4 protein-coding genes and 3 pseudogenes are annotated in these 6,282 nt (G+C 62.0%); all 7 read right to left on the reverse strand.

Annotated features, from left to right (window positions below; translation table 11 throughout):
• Window positions 1–771, reverse strand: a 771-nt coding sequence (locus JCM12178_RS16445) for a hypothetical protein (protein WP_054652994.1), incomplete at its 3' end; no start/stop codon positions are given.
• A gap of 6 nt (window positions 772–777) precedes the next feature.
• Window positions 778–1,542 carry a cytochrome c3 family protein gene (locus JCM12178_RS16450; RefSeq protein WP_054652996.1) on the reverse strand — a complete coding sequence of 255 codons (765 nt, stop codon included), beginning with the start codon at window positions 1,540–1,542 and terminating at the stop codon, window positions 778–780.
• 104 nt (window positions 1,543–1,646) lie between these two features.
• A pseudogene (locus tag JCM12178_RS16455) lies at window positions 1,647–3,185 on the reverse strand (SLC13 family permease).
• Between the two features lie 120 nt (window positions 3,186–3,305).
• Window positions 3,306–4,624: pseudogene (locus JCM12178_RS16460) on the reverse strand (malic enzyme-like NAD(P)-binding protein).
• Window positions 4,625–4,649: 25 nt separating this feature from the next.
• Complete coding sequence (locus JCM12178_RS16465) at window positions 4,650–5,207, reverse strand: Fe-S-containing hydro-lyase (RefSeq protein ID WP_054652998.1); 558 nt, start codon at window positions 5,205–5,207, stop codon at window positions 4,650–4,652.
• On the reverse strand, window positions 5,207–6,046 hold the full coding sequence (locus JCM12178_RS16470; protein WP_054653000.1) for a fumarate hydratase: 840 nt from the start codon (window positions 6,044–6,046) through the stop codon (window positions 5,207–5,209). Before JCM12178_RS16470 ends, JCM12178_RS16465 begins: the two co-directional genes overlap by 1 nt.
• Before the next feature lie 5 nt (window positions 6,047–6,051).
• A pseudogene (frdB, locus tag JCM12178_RS16475) lies at window positions 6,052–6,282 on the reverse strand (fumarate reductase iron-sulfur subunit); the annotation flags it as partial.

A 6,282-nucleotide genomic window follows, 5' to 3' on the forward strand; every position in this document is an offset into this window, starting at 1 on the left:
GCCGCGCAGGATGCCGCCGAGCACGATGCGGTCCCGGTCCTCGGGACGTTCCCCGGTCTGTTCGATGAGCGCGCCCACCGGGGTGCCCACCGCGATGATTTCAGTGTCTTCGCCGACCGTGACCATTGTCTCCAGCGCGGGGAGGCCGGTCTCCATGATGCGCCCGACCTGATAGAGCGTCTCTGCGCCGATGACCACGGTGTTTGCCGGTGCTTCCTCGCCTGTTGCGGCAAAGGCCACTAGCGGGTCGAGGGCCGAAGGGTACTGGTCGGGGATGTCGACGCGCTCCGCGCCGGGGAGTTCCGCCGCAGACCCTTTGAGCGCGGCCAGCGCCGTCCGTCTAGGGGAATAGACGGTGGTTGCGGCTTCGAGGCCGCGCTCAAGGGTCGCGAGGGAGGTGTTAACAAGGGTTCTGCGCGCGGCCATGTCCGGTTCGGGGTCGGCTGCGTTGATGATAAGTGTGTCCACGGCCTCTGCGGGCGGCAGGTCCGCGCCCAGCTCTCGCAGCTGTGTGAGAAGGTCCGCGCCGGAAAGCCCGTCAAGTTCGACCGGCTCAACGCTTTCGCCCTCAGGGCTTGCGTCGATGCGGATGCGGAAGGCGTCCACGTACGAGACGCTGCCTGCCACCGGCGTGTGCAGGTCGCCCCTAACCGGGCGTGACGAGGTGGCGATGCGCTCCCCGCGTTTGACCTGCTGGCCGCATTTGACCAATGGGCAGTGGCGGTCGAGCGTCAGTTCTGCCTGTGATATCTGGATGTTCTGGCTGTTCATGGCTGCCTACCTGCTGATGTGGCACTGGTTGCAGTTGTCGGGGCCGTACGGGCCTGCGCCCATTTCCTCGTGACAGGACATGCACTGGTCGTGGAAGGCGTTCATGCGCGGGAGCACCAGCTCGCGGGTCTCGGTCTCGTGACAGTCGTTGCAGGAGGTGTAGTCGCCCTCGTACTGGGTCATGTCCACGGCCACGTGGCAGGATTTGCAGCTGGAAAGCCCCTGATGGAACATGTCTTCGTGGCAGGTGCGGCATGACTCGTGCCCGGCCACGCGCATGCTCACGAGGTCTTCCGAGTCCTCGCCCTTGTGGCAGTTGGCGCATTTCTGGGGTTCGGGTTCGATCTCTTCGCCGTGATGACAGTCGTAGCAGTCGTCCGCGTAGTCGGTGTGGGCGTCGTGGTCGAATATCACTTCGCCGTACTCGGTGTGATGGCAGCGCACGCAGTACGTTTCATCCGGGAAGGAATCCATGTGTCCTTCAATGTATGATTCGTCGAATTCGTTGGGATGGCAGGACCCGCAGGCAAGGGCTTCGTCGTCCTTGCCGACGGCCACCGACTCCCTGTCGTGATGGCATTTGGCGCAGTCGATCGCATAATCCCGATGGTGGACGAGGTGCGAGAATATGACCTTGCCGCCGTTGTTCTTGAACAGGATCCGCACCGGCATTTTCTTGTCGTCGTCGGCCTGCACGTAGCCGAATACTGCCACGATCAGGAGCAGAACAGCCGCTGCGAGTACCGGGATCGTCTTGGATTTTGAGCGCATTATTCCTCTCCGCCGCACCGATGCGGTGGTTCAAGTTTTTGATATCTAAGAGCTTTGGGTGTGCGGGCGGCCAATAGGCCGCCCGCTTGAGGGTTGCGTGTCGGTTACGGCATGACAGCCCATTCCGGGATCACATTGAGGTCGATTCCCCAAAGGACCGGCAGGAGGTAGACCACGAAGGCCGTAATCAGGATCGTGCCGAGTATGTTCAGCCATATGCCTGTCTTGGCCATCTGCTTGATGCTGATGCACCCCGAGCCGAACACGACCGCGTTGGGCGGCGTCGCGACCGGAAGCATGAAGGCGAAGGAGGCCGCAACACAGCGCCGATGATGGTGGCGTAGGGGTGTACGCCCATGGCGATGGCCGCGCTGCCCATGATGGGAACGAGCAGGGTGGCGGTTGCGGTGTTGGAGGTGATTTCCGTGAGGAAGATGGTGATCAGGACAACGGCTCCCACGAAGACGAGGATGCTTGCACCTTCAAGGCCGCCGAGCTGGGAGGCGATGTAGGAGCAAGGCCGGTCTTGGCAAAGCCGTTTGCGATGGCAAGGCCACCGCCGAAGAGCAGGATGACGTCCCAGGGGATCTTCACTGCGGTCTTCCAGTCAAGCAGGAACTCGCCCTTCTTGAAGTTGGACGGGATCGCGAAGAGGATCAGCGCGCCGAGGATACCGATGGTGGCGTCGTGGATGTATCCGAAGTTGGGCATCATTTCGATGACGAAGGGCACCTTTTTCAGGAAGCCGCGAGCCAGCCAGAAGGCGGCCACGAAGCAGCCGACGATGACGATTTTCTTTTCTTCAGGAGCCATGGGGCCGAGCTTGCGCACTTCCTCGTCGATGATTTCCTTGCCGCCCGCGAGCTGCATGTCGCCCATGGGGAAGAGAACCTTGGTCAGCAGCACCCAGGAGATGGCGAGCATGATGACGGTGAGGGGAACGCCGAAGAGCATCCACTGGCCGAAGCCGATCTGCACGCCGAACATCTTTTCGACCATGCCGACCATGACCGTGTTCGGGGGTGTGCCGATGATGGTGGCCACGCCGCCCATGGAGGCCGCGTAGGCAACGCCCAGCATCAGACACTTGCCGAAGTTGGACTCCGGACCGGCGTTGCTGGGACATGCGCGGATGTCCTTGGAGTCGAATCCGGTGGCCTGCTGCACGACCGCGAGGCCGATGGGCACCATCATCATGGTGGTGGCGGTGTTGGACACCCACATGGACAGGAACGCCGTGGCGATCATGAACCCGAGGATCATCCTGCCGGGGCTTGTGCCCACGCGCGGATGGTGTGAATGGCCACGCGCCTGTGCAGGTTCCATCGCTCCATGGTCACGGCAAGGAAGAAGCCGCCCATGAACAGGTAGATGAGATGGTTAGCATAGGGTGCCGTGGCCGCGTTGGATTTCATGATTCCGAGCAGCGGGAACATGGCGATGGGCAACAGGGAGGTTGCCGGAATGGGGATGGCTTCCGTGATCCACCAGACAGCCATGAGGACCGTTACGGCGGCAACGCGCCACGCTTCGATCTTCATGCCTTCAGGCGCCGGAAGGATTAGCATCAGGACAAAGAGTATCGGCCCGAGAAAGAAGCCTATCTTTTTGCCGTTTCCGCTGTCTTCAGCTTTTGCACTCATGTTTTCCTCTCTTGAGCTTGCTGTGTTTTTGCCGCAGTTCAAAAACGTACATCCCTTGTTCCGGCACCTCCCGATGCCGAAGAACCGGGCAGGGTTCCCACCCTGCCCGGCAGAGACGCATTAGATGCCAAGATTGTACGACTCGACGTACGCTCCGACGCGTGCCGAGGAATCGGCAATGCGCTGGCGCAACTCTTTGGCGTAGGCGTCGAGGTCGACGGTTTTGCGTGCAACACCGGTGTCCATGGCGGCCTTGGCCACTGCCACGGAGACGTATTCGATGAGACGCAGGTCGAGGGCCTTGGGAATTATGTAGTCGATGCCGAACTCCAGCTTGTCCACGCCGAACGCCTTGCAGACGTATTCCGGGGCGGGCTGCTTGGCGAGGTCGGCAAGCGCCTGCGCGGCAGCCAGCTTCATTTCCTCATTGATGGCGGTGGCGCCCACGTCGAGCGCGCCGCGGAAGATGAAGGGGAAGCCGAGGACGTTGTTGACCTGGTTGGGGAAGTCGGAACGGCCGGTGCCCATGATGGCGTCCGGACGGGCTTCCTTGGCGTCGGTGTAGGTGATTTCCGGGTCCGGGTTCGCGCAGGCGAAGATGATCGGGTTGTCGGCCATGGACTTGACCATGTCCTTGCTGACCATGCCCTTGACGGAGAGGCCCAGGAAGCAGTCCGCGCCCTGCATGGCTTCTGCCAGAGAGCCGTATTCCTTTTCGGTGGCGTATGCTGCTTGGTTTCGTTCAGGTCCGTGCGGCTCTTGTTGATGTGGCCGCGGGAGTCGAACATGGCGATGTTTTCGGGATGCACGCCCATGCTCTTGTAGAGGTTGGTGCAGGCGATGGCGGATGCGCCCGCGCCGGAGACGACCACGCGCATGTCTTCGGCCTTCTTGCCGGAGATTTCGAGCGCGTTCATCATGCCCGCGGCGGTGACGATGGCGGTGCCGTGCTGGTCGTCGTGGAAGACCGGGATGTTCATTTCTTTCTTGAGGGTTTCCTCAATGTAGAAGCATTCCGGGGCCTTGATGTCTTCAAGGTTGATGCCGCCAAAGGTCGGCTCCATGGCCTTGACTATTTCGATGAGTTTGTCGGGATCGCTGACGTCGAGGTTGATGTCGAACACGTCCACGTCGGCGAAGACCTTGAAGAGCACGCCCTTGCCTTCCATGACCGGCTTGCCTGCGGCCGCGCCGATGTTGCCGAGACCCAGAACGGCGGTGCCGTTGGACACCACGGCCACGAGGTTGCCGCGCGCGGTGTATTCAAAGGATTTTTCGGGGTCTTCCGCGATTTCCTTGCAGGACTCGGCGACGCCCGGGCTGTACGCCATGGACAGGTGCTTCTGCGTCACGCAGGGCTTGACGGGAACGACCTCGATCTTTCCCTTGCGTCCCATGGAATGGTAATCGAGCGCTTCCTGTTTGGTGAAGAGTGCCATTGTTCGGTCTCCTTGTTCGTTGTCGTTATTCGATGCCTGCGGCCTTGCGGTCCGGCACGGCGTACAGTTCGTTGCCATGGGCGTCGTTGATGACCAGCAGGGGGAAGTCCTCCACGGTCATTTCACGGATGGCTTCGGGGCCGAGTTCGTCGAAGGCGATGACTTCGGACTTCTTGATGGAGTTGGAGAGCAGTGCTCCGGCTCCGCCGGTGGCCCCGAAGTACACGGCCTTGTGGTCCTGCATGGCTTTTCTGGTTTCCTCGTTGCGCTTGCCCTTGCCGATGGTGGCCTTGAGGCCGAGGCTGTGCAGGCGGGGCGCATAGGAGTCCATGCGGTAGCTGGTGGTGGGGCCAGCCGCGCCGATGGGGCGGCCCGGGGGCGCGGGGCTGGGACCCACGTAGTAGATGGACGCGCCTTCGAGGTCGAAGGGCAGGTCCTTGCCTGCGTCGAGCAGATCCACGAGCTTCTTGTGGGCCGCGTCGCGCGCGGAGTATATCTTGCCGGTCAGGAAGACCACGTCGCCAGCCTTGAGCTGGACAACGTCTTCATCGGTCAGCGGGGTGGTGAGTTTGTATTCTGCCATTAGAGTTCAACCTCCTCGTGCCGCTGGGAGTGGCACTGGACATTGACGGCCAGCGGGAGGCTCGCCAGGTGACACGGTTCCACGGTCATCTTCACGTCGAGGACGGTGGTCTTGCCGCCGAGGCCCATGGGGCCGATGCCCAGCTTGTTGATGGCCTCTTTCAGTTCCGCTTCCTTGGCCGCGATGTCCGGATCGGGATGCGTGTCGTCGAGGCGGCGCATCAGGGATTTCTTGGCGATCTTGGCCGCATGGTCGAAGGTGCCGCCGATGCCGATGCCGATGATGGTGGGCGGGCAGGGGTTGGGGCCTGCCTCGGCAACGCGGTTGATGACGAACTGCTTGATGCCTTCCCAGCCCTGAGCCGGGGCGAGCATGGTCACGCGGCTCATGTTCTCGCTGCCGCCGCCCTTGGCCATGTAGACGATCTTCAGCTTGTCGCCGGGGACAAAGTCGAAGTGGATGATGGCCGGGGTTCCGTCGCCGGTGTTCTGGCGGCTGAACGGGTCGCAGGCGGACTTGCGGAGAAAACCTTCGCCGTAGCCCTTGCGGGTGCCTTCGTTGATGGCGTCGCGCAGGTTGCCGCCTTCGATCTGCACCTCGTCGCCCACTTCCACGAAGTAGACGGCCAGACCGCAGTCCTGACACAGGGGCAGTTTGGTGTCTGCGGAGATGTCCGCGTTTTCCAGAAGCTGCCGGAGCACTTCCTTGGCCGCGGGCGAGGTTTCCTCTGCCATGGCCTTTTCAAAGGCCGCGCGGACGTCGTCCGGCAGCTCGGTGTTGGCCTTGACGCACATCCCGGCGACGGCGTCGACGATATCTTTGGTATGGATGGTACGCATGTCGCTTACTTCCTGAATATTTCCTTGATTGCGGTGATGCCCATCTTGCGGCGCAGGAACCCGAGCTGGTTTTGAAGCGGCAGTCCCTTGGGACAGACGTCTTCACAGGCCAGCAGGCCCATGCAGCCGAAGATGCCGTTGTCGTTGCCGATGACTTCGAAGTAGTGGCTGTCGGTGCGCTGGTCGCGCGGGTCCACCACGAAGCGGGCGATGCGGTTCAGGGCGGCGGCGCCCAT

The organism is Salidesulfovibrio brasiliensis JCM 12178, from assembly GCF_001311825.1.
Classification (GTDB): Bacteria; Desulfobacterota; Desulfovibrionia; order Desulfovibrionales; family Desulfovibrionaceae; genus Pseudodesulfovibrio; species Pseudodesulfovibrio brasiliensis.

Bases quoted from the DNA above. Each gene is read 5' to 3' on its own strand.
- JCM12178_RS16470 (WP_054653000.1), bottom strand. From the start codon at position 6,046: ATGCGTACCATCCATACCAAAGATATCGTCGACGCCGTCGCCGGGATG.
- JCM12178_RS16465 (WP_054652998.1), bottom strand. From the start codon at position 5,207: ATGGCAGAATACAAACTCACCACCCCGCTGACCGATGAAGACGTTGTC.
- JCM12178_RS16450 (WP_054652996.1), bottom strand. From the start codon at position 1,542: ATGCGCTCAAAATCCAAGACGATCCCGGTACTCGCAGCGGCTGTTCTG.